The sequence below is a fragment of the Pseudomonas sp. FP2300 genome (genome assembly GCF_030687595.1).
GTDB classification, from domain to species: Bacteria; Pseudomonadota; Gammaproteobacteria; order Pseudomonadales; family Pseudomonadaceae; genus Aquipseudomonas; species Aquipseudomonas bijieensis.
Genome location: NZ_CP117440.1, coordinates 4925543 through 4942058 on the forward strand (window position 1 = coordinate 4925543; position 16516 = coordinate 4942058).

General features: G+C 59.8%; 17 protein-coding genes. 2 read left to right on the forward strand and 15 right to left on the reverse strand.

The features are described from left to right. Positions 1–26 precede the first annotated feature (26 nt). A complete protein-coding gene (locus PSH86_RS21645) occupies positions 27–1232 on the reverse strand; it encodes an acetyl-CoA C-acetyltransferase (protein ID WP_176689331.1) in 1206 nt (401 codons plus the stop codon). Positions 1233–1843: 611 nt separating this feature from the next. Here PSH86_RS21645 and PSH86_RS21650 point away from each other — a divergent pair. After that, positions 1844–2656 carry a cytochrome c gene (locus PSH86_RS21650; protein ID WP_109754350.1) on the forward strand — a complete coding sequence of 271 codons (813 nt, stop codon included), beginning with the start codon at positions 1844–1846 and terminating at the stop codon, positions 2654–2656. 164 nt (positions 2657–2820) lie between these two features. Here PSH86_RS21650 and PSH86_RS21655 read toward each other — a convergent pair whose 3' ends face one another. From PSH86_RS21655 to PSH86_RS21720, 14 genes are all read right to left on the reverse strand, one after another. After that, on the reverse strand, positions 2821–3624 hold the full coding sequence (locus PSH86_RS21655) for a transglutaminase family protein (protein ID WP_109754351.1): 804 nt from the start codon (positions 3622–3624) through the stop codon (positions 2821–2823). Continuing rightward, on the reverse strand, positions 3621–4571 hold the full coding sequence (locus PSH86_RS21660) for an alpha-E domain-containing protein (RefSeq protein ID WP_109754352.1): 951 nt from the start codon (positions 4569–4571) through the stop codon (positions 3621–3623). Before PSH86_RS21660 ends, PSH86_RS21655 begins: the two co-directional genes overlap by 4 nt. A 9-nt stretch (positions 4572–4580) precedes the next feature. Beyond that, positions 4581–5990: a circularly permuted type 2 ATP-grasp protein gene (locus tag PSH86_RS21665; RefSeq protein WP_109754353.1), complete on the reverse strand. Its 1410-nt coding sequence runs from the start codon at positions 5988–5990 to the stop codon at positions 4581–4583. 333 nt (positions 5991–6323) lie between these two features. After that, positions 6324–6665 (reverse strand): ribonuclease E inhibitor RraB, encoded by a 342-nt coding sequence (locus tag PSH86_RS21670; protein ID WP_003179463.1) that lies wholly within the window; start codon positions 6663–6665, stop codon positions 6324–6326. Positions 6666–6866: 201 nt separating this feature from the next. Continuing rightward, on the reverse strand, positions 6867–7103 hold the full coding sequence (locus PSH86_RS21675; protein WP_109754354.1) for a hypothetical protein: 237 nt from the start codon (positions 7101–7103) through the stop codon (positions 6867–6869). Between the two features lie 140 nt (positions 7104–7243). Further along, complete coding sequence (locus PSH86_RS21680; protein WP_109754355.1) at positions 7244–7852, reverse strand: START domain-containing protein; 609 nt, start codon at positions 7850–7852, stop codon at positions 7244–7246. Between the two features lie 53 nt (positions 7853–7905). Continuing rightward, complete coding sequence (locus tag PSH86_RS21685) at positions 7906–8160, reverse strand: YkgJ family cysteine cluster protein (RefSeq protein ID WP_109754356.1); 255 nt, start codon at positions 8158–8160, stop codon at positions 7906–7908. A gap of 147 nt (positions 8161–8307) precedes the next feature. Continuing rightward, positions 8308–8784, reverse strand: a complete 477-nt coding sequence (locus tag PSH86_RS21690; RefSeq protein WP_109754357.1) for a translation initiation factor 2 — start codon at positions 8782–8784, stop codon at positions 8308–8310. A gap of 85 nt (positions 8785–8869) precedes the next feature. Beyond that, positions 8870–10312 (reverse strand): PLP-dependent aminotransferase family protein, encoded by a 1443-nt coding sequence (locus PSH86_RS21695; RefSeq protein ID WP_109754358.1) that lies wholly within the window; start codon positions 10310–10312, stop codon positions 8870–8872. Between the two features lie 198 nt (positions 10313–10510). After that, positions 10511–11320 carry an OmpA family protein gene (locus PSH86_RS21700; protein WP_116833136.1) on the reverse strand — a complete coding sequence of 270 codons (810 nt, stop codon included), beginning with the start codon at positions 11318–11320 and terminating at the stop codon, positions 10511–10513. Beyond that, on the reverse strand, positions 11317–11676 hold the full coding sequence (locus PSH86_RS21705; protein WP_003204190.1) for a DUF4398 domain-containing protein: 360 nt from the start codon (positions 11674–11676) through the stop codon (positions 11317–11319). The genes PSH86_RS21700 and PSH86_RS21705 overlap by 4 nt, the downstream gene beginning before the upstream one ends. Positions 11677–11685: 9 nt before the next feature. Next, complete coding sequence (locus tag PSH86_RS21710) at positions 11686–12510, reverse strand: ABC transporter substrate-binding protein (RefSeq protein ID WP_163857488.1); 825 nt, start codon at positions 12508–12510, stop codon at positions 11686–11688. Positions 12511–12585: 75 nt separating this feature from the next. Then, the gene (locus PSH86_RS21715) at positions 12586–13515 is read right to left on the reverse strand and encodes an electron transfer flavoprotein subunit alpha/FixB family protein (protein ID WP_109754361.1); all 930 of its coding nucleotides are present in this window, start codon (positions 13513–13515) and stop codon (positions 12586–12588) included. Positions 13516–13517: 2 nt separating this feature from the next. Continuing rightward, a complete protein-coding gene (locus tag PSH86_RS21720) occupies positions 13518–14267 on the reverse strand; it encodes an electron transfer flavoprotein subunit beta/FixA family protein (RefSeq protein WP_003179445.1) in 750 nt (249 codons plus the stop codon). A 545-nt stretch (positions 14268–14812) separates the two neighbouring features. On the opposite strand from PSH86_RS21720, the gene PSH86_RS21725 reads away from it, so the two are divergent. Continuing rightward, positions 14813–16477, forward strand: a complete 1665-nt coding sequence (locus PSH86_RS21725) for an electron transfer flavoprotein-ubiquinone oxidoreductase (RefSeq protein WP_109754362.1) — start codon at positions 14813–14815, stop codon at positions 16475–16477. Positions 16478–16516 lie beyond the last annotated feature (39 nt).

Sequence of the window (16516 nt, forward strand, 5' to 3'; positions counted from 1 at the left end):
GAATAAGTGTTCCTTGAAGTCGGGGCTCAGAGGCGTTCTATGACGGTGGCGATGCCCATGCCGCCGCCGACACAGAGGGTCGCCAGGCCATAGCGCAGGCGACGCGTCTCCAACTCGTCGAGCAACGTGCCGAGGATCGCGCAACCCGTGGCGCCCAAGGGATGTCCCAGGGCGATGGAGCCACCGTTGACGTTGACCTTGTCGGGGTCGATGGCCATGTCCTTGATGAACTTGAGTACCACCGAGGCGAAGGCTTCGTTGACTTCGAACAGGTCGATGTCCTCGACCCGCAGCCCGGCCTTGGCCAGGGCCTTACGGGTGGCCGGCGCCGGGCCGGTGAGCATGATGGTCGGGTCGGTGCTGGTGACGGCCGTGGCGACGATCCGTGCCCGGGGTTGCAGGCCCATGGCGCGCCCCTTGGCCTCGGAACCGATCAGCATCAACGCCGCACCGTCGACGATGCCGGAACTGTTGCCTGGCGTGTGCACATGATTGATCCGTTCGACATGGCTGTAGACGCGCAGCGCCGTACCATCGAAGCCCATCTGGCCCATGGCTTCGAAACTCGGCTTGAGCTTGCCCAAACCTTCGAGGGTGGAGTCGGCGCGGATGAATTCGTCGTGGTCCAGCAGCACGATGCCATTCTGGTCCCGTACGGCGACCAGGGATTTAGCGAACGAGCCGTCGGCCCGGGCGCGCGCCGCTTTTTGCTGGGAGTGCAGCGCGTAGCGGTCGACATCCTCGCGGCTGAAGCCTTCCAGGGTGGCGATCAGGTCGGCGCCGATGCCCTGGGGAATGAAGTGACCGTGCAGGTTGGACTGCGGGTCCAACGCCCATGCGCCGCCATCGCTGCCCATGGGCACCCGGGACATGGATTCGACACCGCCCGCCACCACCAGGTCTTCGAACCCGGAACGCACCTTCATGGCCGCCAGGTTCACCGCCTCCAGGCCTGAGGCGCAAAACCGATTGAGTTGCACCCCCGCCACGCTGACATCCCAATTGGCCACCAATGCAGCGGTCTTGGCGATATCAGCCCCCTGCTCGCCCACTGGCGTCACGCAACCGAGCACGATGTCATCGACCTGGCTGGTATCCAGATCCATGCGCTGCTGCAAGGCGCTGAGCAAGCCCCCCATCAGGTTCACCGGCTTGACACTGTGCAAGGCGCCATCGGCCTTGCCCTTGCCACGGGGCGTGCGTAATGCGTCGAAAATCAAAGCTTGGGTCATGACATCCTCGAAAACCACGGGCGTAATGCGATGAGCTCAACCATAAGCCCAGCGGCGCCGGATTCAATGACCACAGTGCTCAATGGCGTTGACGGCCACGCTCAGACGAACGGTAGCGAGCTATCGGGTTAACCGATTCAGGAAAGCAAGCTGTCTAGCAAAAGGGCCGGCAGGAAGGTGGCAATAGGCCTCATAGCTTTTTTAGAGCTATGCGCACCAAGCTGATACGAATTGGATCTAAGCCAAGGCCGCTGCGGCCCCTAATGTAATCCTTGTACAAGAAAGTCGTCGGGTTTTGCCGAGGCGCTTGTCGGACAGGAAGTGCAACGCCAGTCGCCACGGATATGCAGGCTGGCTTTTAGGAAATAACAATAAAGGCGGGTCAGCCATGTTCAAACATTCGAAAGTTCGCCAAGCCGGACTCATTCTCTTCGCCACGACGCTGCTGTTGATTTTGCCGAATATCACCAAGGTGATTGGCTGAACCCTGAGCGCAGGCATCTGCATTATTCCACTGGCTGTATCGCCAAAAAATGTGACGGGTTCGCTGTTCGAGCTGCGATGGCTGTGCCAACCTTTGCGGCACCCCCTCGACATGGAAGGCGATCGACTTGAAAGCTCTCATTGTGTTCGGGGCGTTGCTACTCAGCACGCCCCTTTACGCCGCGCAACTGGTGCTGGAGTTGGGCGCAAGCTCGCGCACCTGGCAAACCGAAGAACTGCTCAAGCACCCGGACGTTCAAACGGTCCAGATCACGGATGACGTTTCCTACAAGAAACCCATGAGTTATCGAGCCGTGCCGCTGACGACGTTATTGACGGGCGTTCAAGCGGACGATCATCTGCAAGCCGTTGCCCTGGATGGCTTCGCTGCCGAAATGCCCGCAGCACCGTTACTCAACAAGAGCGGGGCCCGGGCCTGGCTGGCGATCGAGGACCCGGCCAAGCCCTGGCCACCGTTGGGGGAAGGCAAGCACAGCGCCGGGCCTTTCTACCTGGTCTGGACCGATCCACAGGCTGGCCATATCAGCCCGGAACAATGGCCCTACGCAGTGGCGACCATCAAACGCCTATCGGCCGTGGCCGACCGCTTTCCGGCCCTGCTGCCGGCGCCCAACCTGGCCAAGGACGACCCGATCAACAAAGGTTTCGAGCTGTTCCAGAAAAACTGCCTGGCGTGCCATCGACTCAACGGCGCGGGCGACGCACAGTTCGGTCCAGACTTGAATATCCCCTTCAATCCAACCGAATACTTCTCCGGGGATTTCCTCAAGCGCTACATTCGCGACCCGCAAGGCCTGCGCCACTGGCCCCAGGGCAAGATGCCCGGGTTCTCGGCAGCGGTGCTGCCGGATTCAGAGCTGGATTTGCTGGTGGGTTATTTGAAGCATATGGCAGGACGCAAGCAGCCATTGGCCCCGTAAGATTGCTTTTTTTGTGGCGAGGGGATTTATCCCCGTTGGGCTGCGAAGCGGCCCCCAAACCAGGCAACTCGGTGTGCCAGCAAGATTGAGTTCACTGCTTTAGGGCTGCTACGCATCCCAGCGGGGATAAATCCCCTCGCCACAAAAGCTCGCTCATCAAGCAGTTATTGTTGTTGCACGGTGATCACTGGTGCCGGAGTCGCGACCAGCTTGGCGTGCATCTGCTCGTAACCGCCGCCGCGACGCATGCCACGCACCGGGCAAGCGTCCAGGTAGTCCAGGCCCACGGCCAGCTTCAGGTGTCGCTCCGGACGGGCCAGTTGGTTGGTCACGTCGAAACTGTACCAGGCGTCGTCAAGCCAGGCTTCTGCCCAGGCATGGCTTGCCAGGTGCTCGCTCTCTTCGCTGAACAGATACCCCGACACATACCGCGCCGGCACTCCCAGGCTACGAGCGCAGGCCAGGAATGCGTGGGTGTGATCCTGGCATACCCCGCTACGCCCGGCAAAAGCCTGGGCCGCGCTGGTTTCGACCGCCGTAGTGCCCGGGGTGTAGATCATGTGCTGGTTCAGCCCGTGCATCAGGTCGATCAGCGCCGTACGATCGCGACGCTGCTGGCAGAGCTGGGCGGCGAAGACGCGAAGGGCCTCGTCCGCTTCGGTCAGCCGGGTGAAGCGCAGGAACGGCAGCGCTGACTGGCTCTCGTGCTCGGCTTCGCGAGACGGGTCGATATCCACCTGTCCGCGAGCACCGATGATGACTGTTTCGTGGGGCTCGTCCAGGGTCAGTACGTGAAGGATGTTGCCAAACGGATCCAGCTGCGCCCGCACCGGCCGTGGTAAATCCAGTTGCCAGCTCAGCACATGCTGGCGTTCGCTGTCGTGGGGCGTCAGGCGCAGGTACTGGATGCTGGCGCGAACCTGATCTTCGTAGTGGTAGGCCGTTTCGTGGCTGATCGAGAGTCTCATATGACCTCCAGGTAGGAACTGTGGATGGCATTGCCCAGTTCACGGACCAGTGGGATGAATTCGGTAAGCCAGGCATGCAGGCCCCCGTCGAGGATTTCGTTGATGCCGGTGTAGCGCAGGCGGGCGTCCATTTCCGCCGCCAGTCGTTGTGCCTGCCGGCCGTTGGTGCCCGGCAGGCTTGCGAGGATCTGGTCGATTTCTTCGGTACAGGCGCGCAGCGAACGCGGCACGTCGGCGCGCAACAGCAGCAACTCAGCCACATGGCGAGCGCCCGGGGCCTCACGGTAGATCTCGGTATAAGCCTCGAAGGACGACAAGGCCCGCAACAAGGCGCTCCATTGGTAATACGCGTGGGCCGTGCCATCACTGACCGCGTCGGCCTGGTCACCGGCCATTTCGTAACGGGCATCGAGCAAGCGCAAGGTGTTGTCGGCCCTTTCGATGAAAGTCCCCAGGCGAATGAACCTGAATGCATCGTTGCGCATGATGGTGCCGTAGGTTGCGCCACGAAACAGGTGGGAGCGCTCCTTGATCCACTCGCAGAAACGGCTCATGCCGTAGCGATTCAAGCCTTGCTCGGCAATACCACGAATTTCCAGCCAGGTGGCGTTGATGTTTTCCCACATGTCGGCAGTGATTCGCCCACGTACCGCATGGGCACTGGCTCGCGCGGAGCCGAGGCAACTGTAGATGCTGGCTGGATTGGCCGCGTCCAGGGCAAAGAAATGCAGCAGGCGCTCGGCGTGCAGATCGCCGTGTCGCTCCCGATAATCATCCAGCGTGCCGGTGATCAGCAATGGCATGGCCAACTCGTGCAGGCCATCTCCACGCCCGTCCTGGGGCATCAGCGACAACGAATAGCTGACGTCGAGCATCCGCGCGAGGTTTTCCGCACGCTCCAGGTAGCGCGACATCCAGTACAGGTCCGAGGCGGTTCTACTTAGCATGGCAGCTCCTCAATCCTCGACCACCCAGGTGTCCTTGGTACCCCCGCCCTGGGATGAGTTCACCACCAGGGAGCCTTCGCGCAACGCCACTCGTGTCAGCCCGCCAGGGACCACGCGGGTCTCGCGGCCGGCCAGCACAAACGGACGCAAGTCGATGTGACGCGGGGCGATGCCGTTTTCGACAAAGGTCGGGCACGTCGAAAGCGACAGCGTCGGCTGGGCGATGTAGGCGTGCGGCTTGGCCTTGATTCGCTCGCCAAAGGCTTCGATTTGCGCCGCCGTCGAGGCCGGTCCCACCAGCATTCCGTAACCGCCGGAGCCCTGGGTTTCCTTGACCACCAGATCGGGAAGATTCGCCAGCACGTGGGAAAGCTCGGCAGGATTACGACATTGCCATGTAGGAACGTTCTTCAGGATCGGCTCCTCGTCCAGGTAAAAGCGGATCATGTCGGTGACGAACGGGTACACCGACTTGTCGTCCGCCACACCCGTGCCAATGGCATTGGCCAGCACTACGTTGCCGGAACGGTAGGAGGACAACAGGCCCGGTACGCCGAGCATCGAATCCGGGTTGAAGGCCAGTGGATCAAGGAATGCGTCGTCGAGGCGACGGTAGATCACATCAACCGCTTTCGGGCCGTCGGTGGTGCGCATGAACACTTTGTCATCCCGTACGAACAGATCGGCGCCTTCTACCAACTCCACGCCCATCTCCCGGGCCAGGAAGGCGTGCTCGAAGAACGCACTGTTGAAACGCCCCGGTGTGAGCACCACGACACTGGGATCGTCCAGCGGGCTGGAGCTTTTCAGGGTGTCGAGCAGCAGGTTCGGATAATGGTCGATGGGGGCGATGCGCTGGGCGGCGAACAGTTCGGGGAACAGGCGCATCATCATCTTGCGGTCTTCGAGCATGTAGCTGACGCCGCTGGGCGTACGAAGATTGTCTTCGAGTACGTAGTACGTGCCGTCACCGTCGCGTACCAAATCGACACCACAAATGTGGGCATAGATGTCACGGTGCAGATCAAGCCCTTGCATCGCCAGTTGGTACTGCTCGTTGGCCAGTACCTGTTCGGCGGGAATGATCCCGGCCCGGATGATCCGTTGTTCGTGGTAGAGATCGGCAAGGAACATGTTCAGCGCCTTGACCCGCTGGATACAGCCACGTTCGACCACCCGCCATTCGCTGGCCGGGATGCTGCGCGGGATCGTGTCGAAAGGGATCAGGCGCTCAGTTCCCTGCTCGTCTCCATAGAGCGTGAAAGTAATGCCGGCACGATGAAACAGCAGGTCGGCTTCACGTCTGCGTTGTGCCAGCAGCTCGTCAGGCGTTTCAGCCAGCCAGCGGGCAAAAGCCCGGTAATGCGGGCGGACCTGGCCGTCAGCATCGTACATCTCATCAAAACCACTGCGGATCATGCCGTACTCCTTGTCACCCTGGCAGCAAGGCTTCGCAAGCCCCGTGCCATCGGCATAAACGCTTTACAATCAACGGGTTGGATTCTCCACTGACAGGCTGTGCACTTTTGTAGTGCAGCAAATACCCCCCACCCCGCTGCCCCCGCTTCATTGCGACGCAGGGGGCGTCGCTCCCCTGAGCATAGTCACGGAAAAACGAAGCGGCTTGATCTGGATACAGTTAGGTACAAAACCCGGAGACGTGATAGTGGTGGGGTCGGATATAAATCCGTTTCACATGAAAACGGCCGACACAAAGGTCAGCCGTTGCTGTAGTTGCAGTGAGTGTATTTGTCAGGCCTGCAGGCGCCGGATCTCTTGCTTGACACCCCAGCCCTCGATAACGCCACCCAAGGGTTCGACGACTGCCTCGAAGTCTTGCTCGAAGTCGCCAATGTCATCGTAAGTGGCGTACATCACCCGGCTCAGTTCCAATGACCAAGCCCCGTCGTCCCGTGCACTGATCTGCGCGTTCAGCGATTCTCCCCGAAAATGACCTGCCGCCCTGCGCGCCCGCTCCTCGTCCGGGAAAATGGCGTAGAACTCGATGGGATGGAATCGGGAAAAATCGAAACCGCCTTCTTTCATGCGGCGCAATACGCTGGTGCTGATGTCTTCTTGATAGGCTGTGCTCATGAAACGTCCTCCTAAAACCGATGGATAGACTTTCCGTCTTCCCGTGCGTGAAGCCCTCAGGCTGCAAGCGATACGGCATCAAATAGCCGTCGGGACACAAGCATGTAGCTGACAAGACCGGACCTTGGCGATCCTTTCGCTGATCTCAGTTGCAGAGTAGCCGCAAGTGATGGCCACTGCCAAGCGAGGCCAGGCAACGTTTCATGAAATCGGTGTAATGCTGAGGATTTCGATACTGTTTTGGGACTTGAGATTCTTGACTGTAGGGTCTTCGGTGCGGTCCTCCAAGTCGTTGAGGTCCAGTCGCTCGAGCACTGGTAGCAACCTTTCGCGAATCAGTTGGGCGGCCTGCTCCATGGTGGGCTTCTGGTCATAGTCGAACTGCTCGACGGTTTTTTCACCGTGATCGTCAATGAAAGTAATTTCCCACTTTTGCATCAGTGTCTCCTTGATCAATTCAGGGCCTGGCTTACCTTTATCTCGACCTTGAGGGCCGGCCAATCGTTCCGCTGGGCCTCTGGACGGCACACATGAAAAGACCGCCTCTGGGGCGGTCTCTTTAGTGCAGCCTTGGCCGATCAGTTTTCGGCAAGTTTTTTCAGGGCTTCCAAGGTGTTGAATGGCGCGTCCACCACGAACTTGTTCGCCAGCCAGGACGGCACGTCACCACCCGGTTCGGTGTGGACCTGATAAACGACTTCGACCTGGCCCGCGCCCTTTGGCGTGAACTTCCAGAAACCATCGACCTGGGCCACCCGTACGAAGCCCTTTTCCTCAGGCAGGTACTTGGGCACGCCCTTGAGCTTGCGGGTCAGGCTGCCATCGGCACCATCCTCGGTGGTGACTTCCAGCACCGAGTCACGGGGCGTTACCGGCCATGGCGTGTTGAACTGGGTGTAGGTCCAGCTCTTGCTATCTTCGTGCTTGAGCAGCTTCTGGCTCTTGCATTCGTGAATCCAGGCGCAGGCGCCGGAGACGTCTTCCTGCAAGGCACGCAGCTTTGCAACGCTGGTCTTCATGACCGTCACACCACGGTAAGCCTTATATTTGGAGCCGGCCACCTCACTGAGGGAAACCTTGATACCGTCCTTCTCCTTGGCAACCTGCCAGTCCTCTGCCTGAGCCGTGGCCGTTGCCAGCAATACGGTCAACCCACACAACACAGCCATACGATGCAGCGAACCCATAGTTTTTTCCTTATTGTCCAAGTTCGTTCATTTCGGATCTGTTCATTGACTCATTACGCTGCCGTGACTTGTTCCCACCAACCGATCAGCCGGATGGCCTCTTCATTGCTGCTGCCGCAAACCTCGATGTCGGCTTCGAACGCCGAGCACACTGCCGGACGCTCCGGCTGGCCGAAGATCCGGCACAGGTTATCGACCGACAATTGCACGCAACGTTCTCCCGCCGGTTTGCCTTGGGGCATGCCAGGAATAGGTGAGCTGATGGAAGGGGCGATGCAACAGGCGCCACAGCCTTCACGGCATTTCATGACGACAACATCCTCACGGCAGGTAATAGTTGGTAACAGAACACAGAGTAACGACTAAAACACTCGTTTTAAATTACCGTCTGGGTATTTTTTGCGACCGACGAGATGACCGGACAGTCAGCACCGAGCTGCGTGCCTGGCGAAGGTCTATTGCTTGAATTCGAAATCCAGCGCCGCGCCCTCCACCTCATTGCGCTCCTGGTTGCGCAGTGGCAACTGCATTTCATTGCTCAACAAACGGCCATTGAGCTGGAACGGTCCGGGTTTCTCGCCAAACATGGACGGCAGCAGTGGTTCACGCTTGGGCACCGTCACCTTACCCGGTGGCTGCAGCTCCTCGACCATGTCGTGGGGCAGGCTCAGGTCCAGCTTGGCTGGCGGCAATGGGGTCTTGGCGACCTCATGGGCAGATTTGCTCTTGGAGGCGATGGGCGCGCGCTTTTTCTTCGCGGGTGCCGCCTTCTTCGCGGAAGGCTTCTTGGCCACCGCGTTTTTTTTCGGTGCATCCTTCGTGGCACTGGCGACCGGTTTTTCCTGCGCCGGCGCTGCCGCGACGACGCCTCCCATTTGGAAGGCACTCAACAGCCCAATCAAAACCCAGGCAGCAGGGGCAATGGTTTTCATAGACACAACGGCACTGACGGCAGGGACCCCCATGCTCGCCTGATAATGAGGCGCTGACAAGCACATCGAGCTAAGTCGCTGACACCTAAAGAATTCCGTTGGCCGTCTCTTGGCACAATTGAGTGGCCAACAGCCCGAGAGTCATCAAGGCCCGCTCCGCCTCACGGTTCCAGGGTGTACCGCAGTTCAAGCGGATGCAGTGATTGAACTGTTCGGTGTTACTGAAAATCAGCCCTGGCGCGATACTGATGCCTTGTTGCAACGCCCGCACATGCAACTCCTGGGTATTGACCCGCCCCGGCAGGCTGACCCACAGGATAAAGCCTCCCGTGGGACGGCTCATCTGCGTACCTTCGGGGAAGTACTGTTGCACCGCCAGTTGAAAGGCACTGAGGTTCTTGCGGTACTCCTGGCGGATATAGCGCAAGTGCCGGTCATAGCCGCCGTTCTCCAGGTACGCGGCAATGCCCATCTGCGTAACGCTGCACGCCGAGTGAGTGCTGAAGGTCTGGAGCCGCTGGATTTCCTGCTGAAATTTCCCGCCGATCATCCAGCCGATGCGCACACCTGGCGACAACGTCTTGGAAAAACTCGAACAGTAGATGACCCGGTCCAGTCGGTCGTAGGCCTTGAGGGCCTTGGTGCGGCCCTGCTCAAACATCAACTCGCCATAGATATCGTCCTCGACGATCTGGATGTCGAAGTCCGACGCCAGGCGCAGCAACTGCTTTTGCCGCTCCTCAGGCATGGTGCCGCCCAGGGGATTGCTCAGGCGCGTGGTCAGCACCAGCGCCTTGATCGACCACTGGTTGGCGGCCAACTGCAAGGCCTCCAGGCTCATCCCGGTGACCGGATCGCTGGGGATCTCGATGACCTTGAGACCCAGCAGATCCGCCAATTGCAGCAAGCCGTAATAGGTCGGTGACTCGGCGGCGATCAAGTCCCCTGGCCGCGTCAGCACCCGCAGGGACATCTGCAGCGCATCGACACAGCCGTGGGTGATCACCACCTCGGAAGGGTCCACCACCACGCCCGCATCGCGCATGCGAATCGCCACCTGACGTCGCAACGGCTCGAAACCCGGGCTGAACATGTAGCTGAACGCCCGCGGGCTGTGGAAACGCGTGACCTTGGCCAGTTGCTGATGCAAGGCCCGCACAGGCAGATAGTCGACGCTTGGCACCGCCGCACCCAGGGGAAACACGCCTTCGCGACGTGACTCGACCAACACTTGCTGGATGATGCTGCTGCGCGTCACCAGACCCGGACGCTCTACCCGGGCAATATCCGGCGTCGACGCCGTCAGGGCCGGCGTCTGGTGCACGTAGTAGCCCGACTGCGGCCGCGCGCGAATCAGCCCCTGGTCTTCAAGGTTCGCGTAGGCCTGCAGCACCGTGGCATGGCTGACGTTGAGCTGCGAGCTCATCTTGCGCACCGACGGCACGCGTTCGCCAGGCTGATACACACCGCGCCGGATGTCTTCAGCCAGCTGTTGAGCAATACGTTGATAGAGCAGAAGGTTGGTCATGACGCAGCACTCGATTTCACGGGCATTTTATTCTTGTCGGAAACGATACCGGAACAGTTTAGAAGTGTACTGGGACAGTTGCCAGATTACTCGACAGCACAGTGGAGTGACAGCTCTAACTGTACCCCTACAGACAATCTGCGAGCGCAAAAAAACCCGGCGCCGTTGAAGGGGCCGGGTTTTCCAGTGACGCAGCCCTCAGCGGGCGGCGCCGAGCTGGCCTTTTTCGTCGGAAAACACAATTTCAACGCGACGATTCTGTGCCCGGCCACGCTCGGAAGCGTTGACGTCCACCGGGTATTGATCACCGTAACCTTCGACCTGGATACGCTTTTCGTCTATCCCCAGGTCCACCAGCACATCCGCAACCGCTTGCGCGCGGTCGCGAGACAGCTTGAGGTTCTCCTGCTTACCGCCAGTGCTATCGGTGTATCCCTCGATACGCACCACACGCTTGGGATTGAGCTGCAAGAACTGCACGATCTTGAGCACGACCCGATTGGCCGAGTTCTTCAGTTCCGCTTCACCGGTATCGAACAGCACATCACCCAGGGTCATCACCAAGCCGCGATCGGTTTGTGTGGTCGCCATCGCCATGATCTGTTCTTCAAGCCATTTGCCCTGCTGCTGCACGCTCAGCAACTTGGATTCACGCAGGGCCAATTGCAGGCGCTGGCGCTCCAGTTCGAGCTTCGCCGCACGCTCTTCGTTGAGCACCTGGTCGCTGTGCTCCCGGGCGATCGCACTGTAGCGCTGGCTCAGGTAAGCGTAATGCTGCACATCCTCACCGCTGCCCCAGTAGGTGGACAAACGATCGGCACGGGCCAGGGATTCGCCAGCGCGGATCACGTCCCGGGGCGCGGCGCGCAATACGTTGGCGTCTTCCTTGACCTTCTGGAAGTCGGTGCTGGCCTGTTCGAGCGCCGCTTCGCTACGCTGGCCGGCGCAGCCATACAAGCTGGCAAGGCCTGCGAGGACCAGGCCGCCCAATACGTGGGAGTGCTTCATTGGGCATCCTCCCGCAACTGTTTGCGTAAGCGCTTGATGCGGGTGTCGAGCACGTTCAGTTGCTCCTGGCTCTTGAGGGTCAGCACCTTCGCTTCGGCCAGACGGGCGTCCAGTTCGGCCTGTTCGGCCCGCATGCGCGCCTTCTTGTAGGATTCGTCGGCCATGTTGGATTTGGCGCGGGCGAACTTTTCTTCAGCCAGTTTCAGTTCCGGCACTTCGTCGGCAGTGGCGCCAACGGCCCGGGCTTGCTCCAGTGCCTGTTCGGTCAGGCGGATCTGTTCATTCGGCGCCGGATCGGCTGCGCAGCCCGCCAGAGCCAGAACGGCCAGGGCAGCGAAAAGAGGTCGAATAGTCACTAATGTTCCCTACTGTTTTGGGGCACTGACAGGTGGCTGCAACTGTGTTCTCCAACGCTCGAGATTGCGCTGCAACACAGCCTCCGTCAGGCCGGACGCGGCCAATTCTGTCATCTTTTGCGCCAGCTGTCCGCGTAACCATGGGTCATTGCAGGCGGAGTTATGGGAAATCGCCAGGAACAGCCCGGGTTTGTCCACCGGTTGCGGTACGGCTTGCAGGTCGTTGGCCATCCCCAGTGTCTGCGCCATTGCCAGGCCCGAATAGCGCCCCGCCAAGACGTATTCCACCTCTCCCAGCAGAAGTTTCTGAAAGGCCTGGGTCAGGTTGGGCGTGCGCACCAAGGATAATTTCTGTTCGGCAAAAACGCCGAATCCCTGGGTCATACGCGCCTTTTCCGACAAGGCGCCGGGATGACCATGAAGATCCTCCGGCTGGTTGATGACCAGCGTCGAGTCCTTGCGGGTCCAAACCAGATAATCGTTTTCGAGCAAGGGCGGGTGAACGTAGTCCAGCACTTCAAGCCCGGTAACGGTCAGCGGAGCGTCGGTGAGCAGGTCCATGCGTCCACTGCGCACTTCGTCCAATGCCTGGGCACGCTTGCCGGCATACAGCAGTTCGATCTTGATCCCCAACTCTTGCGCCACGTGCGCCAACAGGTCGGCACCGGCGCCAATCAAGTGCTTGGGGTCCTGGGGGTCTTGCCACAGATAGGGCGGCGCATCCGGGCTGCCGGTGGCGATCAGTCGCTCACATTTGCCCGCGGCAACAGACAGGCCTGGCACCAGTGCCAACGTCCACAGCAACGACCAGCCGGCCAAACGGCGCAGATCCATGGCGATACGCTCCTCTGATGCAGAAATAAAAAGCCCGGCCAAAGGGCCGGGCTCTTTATAAGTGAAGACGCCGGATTAGACCAGCTTCTCCAGCTCTGGGATGGCTTCGAACAAGTCCGCTACCAGGCCATAATCGGCCACCTGGAAGATCGGCGCTTCTTCGTCCTTGTTGATCGCAACGATCACCTTGGAGTCTTTCATGCCGGCCAGGTGCTGGATCGCGCCGGAGATACCGACGGCGATGTACAGCTGTGGTGCAACGATCTTGCCGGTCTGGCCGACCTGCATGTCGTTGGGTACGAAACCAGCGTCGACCGCCGCGCGGGAAGCACCGACGGCAGCGCCCAGCTTGTCGGCCAGGGCATACAGGTGCTTGAAGTTGTCACCGTTCTGCATGCCACGGCCGCCGGAAACGACGATCTTGGCAGCGGTCAGTTCAGGACGATCGGACTTGGCCAGCTCTTCGTTGACGAAGCTGGAGATGCCGGCGTCGTGGGCGGCGCCTACGGCTTCAACCGCAGCCGAGCCACCTTCGGCGGCAACCGGGTCGAAACCGGTGGCACGCACGGTGATGACCTTGACCGCAGCGTTCGATTGCACGGTGGCAATGGCGTTACCGGCGTAGATCGGACGCTTGAAGGTGTCGGCGCTTTCCACCGAGATGATTTCGGAGATCTGGTCGACGTCCAGTGCAGCGGCAACGCGCGGCAGGATGTTCTTGCCGTTGGAAGTGGCGGCCGCCAGGATGTGGCTGTAGCCCTTGCCCAGCTCTGCAACCAGCGGAGCAACGTTTTCCGGCAGTTGGTGCGCGTAGGCAGCGTTGTCGGCCGCCAGCACTTTGGCCACGCCAGCGATTTTCGCAGCGGCTTCGGCAACGGCGCCAGCGCCCTGCCCGGCTACCAGGACGTGGACATCGCCACCGATTTTGGCAGCGGCAGCAACGGTGTTCAGCGTGGCCGGAGCCAGCACCTTGTTATCGTGTTCGGCGATTACCAAGATAGTCATAGTCAGATTACCTTCGCTTCGTTTTTCAGTTTCTCGACCAGTTCAGCCACCGACTTGACCTTGATGCCCGCGCTGCGTGCAGCCGGCGCTTCGACTTTTACGGTCTTGTTGGTGGAGGCGGTGGAAACGCCCAAAGCGTCAGGAGTCAGCACTTCAAGCGGCTTCTTCTTGGCTTTCATGATGTTTGGCAGCGACGCATAGCGCGGCTCGTTCAAACGCAGGTCGGTGGTGACGATGGCAGGCAGTTTCAGGGAAACGGTCTGTGCGCCGCCGTCGATTTCGCGGGTCACGGCAACGCTGTCGCCGGACACTTCGACTTTCGAAGCGAAGGTGCCCTGACCGTAGCCGCTCAATGCAGCGAGCATCTGGCCGGTCTGGTTGTTGTCGCTGTCGATGGCTTGTTTGCCGAGGATCACCAGCGATGGCTGTTCCTTGTCGACAACGGCCTTGAGCAGCTTGGCCACGGCCAGGGAAGTCAGGTCTTCGGCGGATTCGACGAGGATGGCGCGATCGGCACCCAGTGCCAGCGCGGTGCGCAGTTGTTCCTGGGCAGTGGTCGGGCCGATGGAGACGACGACGATCTCAGTCGCCACGCCTTTTTCTTTCAGGCGTACGGCTTCTTCTACGGCGATTTCGCAGAAAGGGTTCATCGACATCTTGACGTTGGCGAGGTCGACGCCGGAGTTGTCCGCCTTGACGCGAACCTTGACGTTATAGTCGACCACTCGTTTGACAGCTACAAGAACCTTCATGGATTCCTCGTTACTCTCCGGTGAAAAAAAGTCGCCTAGGCGAACCTGGCGGTTGATGCTCATGGGCGCAAGGGCACCTCTAAAAACGCCGGCATGAACCACACATGACCCTGCTCACGGGAGTGAAGACCATTCGTCAGTGATGACTGATGAGTCATTCATTATCGCGGCGTGTAAACTGCGCGTCAGAACCGCGCAATACGTCACTTTGTGCTGCCTTCGCCCTGTCTTTAGAGGTGCTCTTGGAACCAACAGTCAGCCTACGGCGAGCGCAAAACCGCCCGTATCTTGACCGGAACGCCTATTCCGGTCAATACGGCAAAATGGTCAGTCATAAGCCGTACGTCAGTGATTTATCTGGGCTGCGGCAATTTCAAACAAACGTTTGTATTGGACCCTGAGAGTGGTGTAGATATAATGCGCCGCTTAAGAGAGACCCGCGTCTCATCCATTGTCGCTTTCGTCGCTTTTCGCGAAGGAAACAACGGATGCAACGCCAAACCTCCAATTAGAAAAACTGTGAGCCTTGAGTAGGAGATAGCCCTGTGGAACGCGAATACATGGAATTCGACGTGGTCATCGTCGGCGCCGGCCCCGCTGGCCTGTCTGCCGCTTGCCGACTGAAACAGAAGGCCGCCGAAGCCGGTAAGGAAATCAGCGTCTGCGTGGTCGAAAAAGGCTCCGAAGTCGGTGCGCACATCCTCTCCGGTGCGGTGTTCGAACCCCGCGCTCTGAACGAACTGTTCCCGGACTGGAAAGAACTCGGCGCGCCGCTGAATACACCGGTCAAGCGTGATGACATTTATGTCCTGAAAAACGCCGAGTCCGCGCAGAAAATCCCTGACTTTTTTGTGCCCAAGACCATGCACAACGAAGGCAACTATATTATTTCCCTGGGCAACCTGTGCCGCTGGCTGGCCCAGCAGGCCGAGAACCTGGGCGTGGAAATCTACCCGGGCTTCGCCGCCCAGGAAGCGCTGTTCGACGAAAACGGCGTGGTGCGCGGGATCATCACTGGCGACCTGGGTGTCGACCGTGAAGGCCAGCCAAAGGAAGGCCTCTACACCCCTGGCATGGAACTGCGCGGCAAGTACACGCTGTTCGCCGAAGGCTGCCGAGGCCATATTGGCAAGCAACTGATCAAGCGTTTCAACCTCGACAGCGATGCCGACGCCCAGCACTACGGCATCGGTCTCAAGGAAATCTGGGAAATCGACCCGGCCAAGCATCAACCGGGGCTGGTGGTGCATACCGCCGGCTGGCCGCTGGATATCATGGGCACCGAAAACACCGGCGGTTCATTCCTCTATCACCTGGAAAATAATCAGGTGGTGGTCGGCCTGATCGTCGACCTGTCCTACAGCAACACCTTCCTGTCGCCATTCGACGAATTCCAGCGCCTCAAGCATCACCCAGTGCTCAAGCAGTACCTGGAAGGTGGCAAGCGCGTCAGCTACGGTGCTCGCGCCATTTGCAAGGGCGGCCTGAACTCGCTGCCGAAAATGGTCTTCAAGGGCGGCGCGCTGATCGGTTGCGATCTCGGCACCCTGAACTTCGCCAAGATCAAGGGCAGCCACACCGCCATGAAGTCCGGCATGCTCGCCGCCGACGCCGTGGCCGATCGCCTGTTTGCCGAGTCCGAAGGCGGTGATGAACTGACCGCCTACGTCGACAGCTTCAAGAACAGCTGGCTGTATGAAGAACTGTTCGCCAGCCGCAACTTCGGCCCGGCGATTCACAAGTACGGCGCGATCATCGGCGGTGGCTTCAACTGGCTCGACCAGAACATCTTCGGCGGCAAGCTGCCGTTCACCCTGCACGATACCAAGCCCGACTATGCCTGCCTCAAGCTGGCGGCCGATTGCAAGAAGATCGACTACCCGAAACCGGACGGCAAGATCAGCTTCGACAAACTCAGCTCGGTGTTCATTTCCGGTACCAACCACGAAGAAGAACAGCCCTGCCACCTGAAGCTGACCGATCCGAGCATTCCGATCAGCAAGAACCTGCCGCTGTACGACGAACCGGCACAGCGCTACTGCCCGGCCGGCGTGTATGAAGTGGTGACCAAGGAAGACGGCGAGAAGCGCTTCCAGATCAACGCCCAGAACTGCGTTCACTGCAAGACCTGTGACATCAAGGACCCTGCGCAGAACATCACCTGGGTTTCCCCGGAAGGCGCTGGCGGGCCGACTTACCCGAACATGTAAGCCGATTCGCTGAACATCAAGGCTCCCGCAATGGGGGCC

Bases quoted from the DNA above. Each gene is read 5' to 3' on its own strand.
- PSH86_RS21645 (WP_176689331.1), bottom strand. From the start codon at position 1,232: ATGACCCAAGCTTTGATTTTCGACGCATTACGCACGCCCCGTGGCAAG.
- PSH86_RS21655 (WP_109754351.1), bottom strand. From the start codon at position 3,624: ATGAGACTCTCGATCAGCCACGAAACGGCCTACCACTACGAAGATCAG.
- PSH86_RS21660 (WP_109754352.1), bottom strand. From the start codon at position 4,571: ATGCTAAGTAGAACCGCCTCGGACCTGTACTGGATGTCGCGCTACCTG.
- PSH86_RS21665 (WP_109754353.1), bottom strand. From the start codon at position 5,990: ATGATCCGCAGTGGTTTTGATGAGATGTACGATGCTGACGGCCAGGTC.
- PSH86_RS21670 (WP_003179463.1), bottom strand. From the start codon at position 6,665: ATGAGCACAGCCTATCAAGAAGACATCAGCACCAGCGTATTGCGCCGC.
- PSH86_RS21675 (WP_109754354.1), bottom strand. From the start codon at position 7,103: ATGCAAAAGTGGGAAATTACTTTCATTGACGATCACGGTGAAAAAACC.
- PSH86_RS21680 (WP_109754355.1), bottom strand. From the start codon at position 7,852: ATGGGTTCGCTGCATCGTATGGCTGTGTTGTGTGGGTTGACCGTATTG.
- PSH86_RS21685 (WP_109754356.1), bottom strand. From the start codon at position 8,160: ATGAAATGCCGTGAAGGCTGTGGCGCCTGTTGCATCGCCCCTTCCATC.
- PSH86_RS21690 (WP_109754357.1), bottom strand. From the start codon at position 8,784: ATGAAAACCATTGCCCCTGCTGCCTGGGTTTTGATTGGGCTGTTGAGT.
- PSH86_RS21695 (WP_109754358.1), bottom strand. From the start codon at position 10,312: ATGACCAACCTTCTGCTCTATCAACGTATTGCTCAACAGCTGGCTGAA.
- PSH86_RS21700 (WP_116833136.1), bottom strand. From the start codon at position 11,320: ATGAAGCACTCCCACGTATTGGGCGGCCTGGTCCTCGCAGGCCTTGCC.
- PSH86_RS21710 (WP_163857488.1), bottom strand. From the start codon at position 12,510: ATGGATCTGCGCCGTTTGGCCGGCTGGTCGTTGCTGTGGACGTTGGCA.
- PSH86_RS21715 (WP_109754361.1), bottom strand. From the start codon at position 13,515: ATGACTATCTTGGTAATCGCCGAACACGATAACAAGGTGCTGGCTCCG.
- PSH86_RS21720 (WP_003179445.1), bottom strand. From the start codon at position 14,267: ATGAAGGTTCTTGTAGCTGTCAAACGAGTGGTCGACTATAACGTCAAG.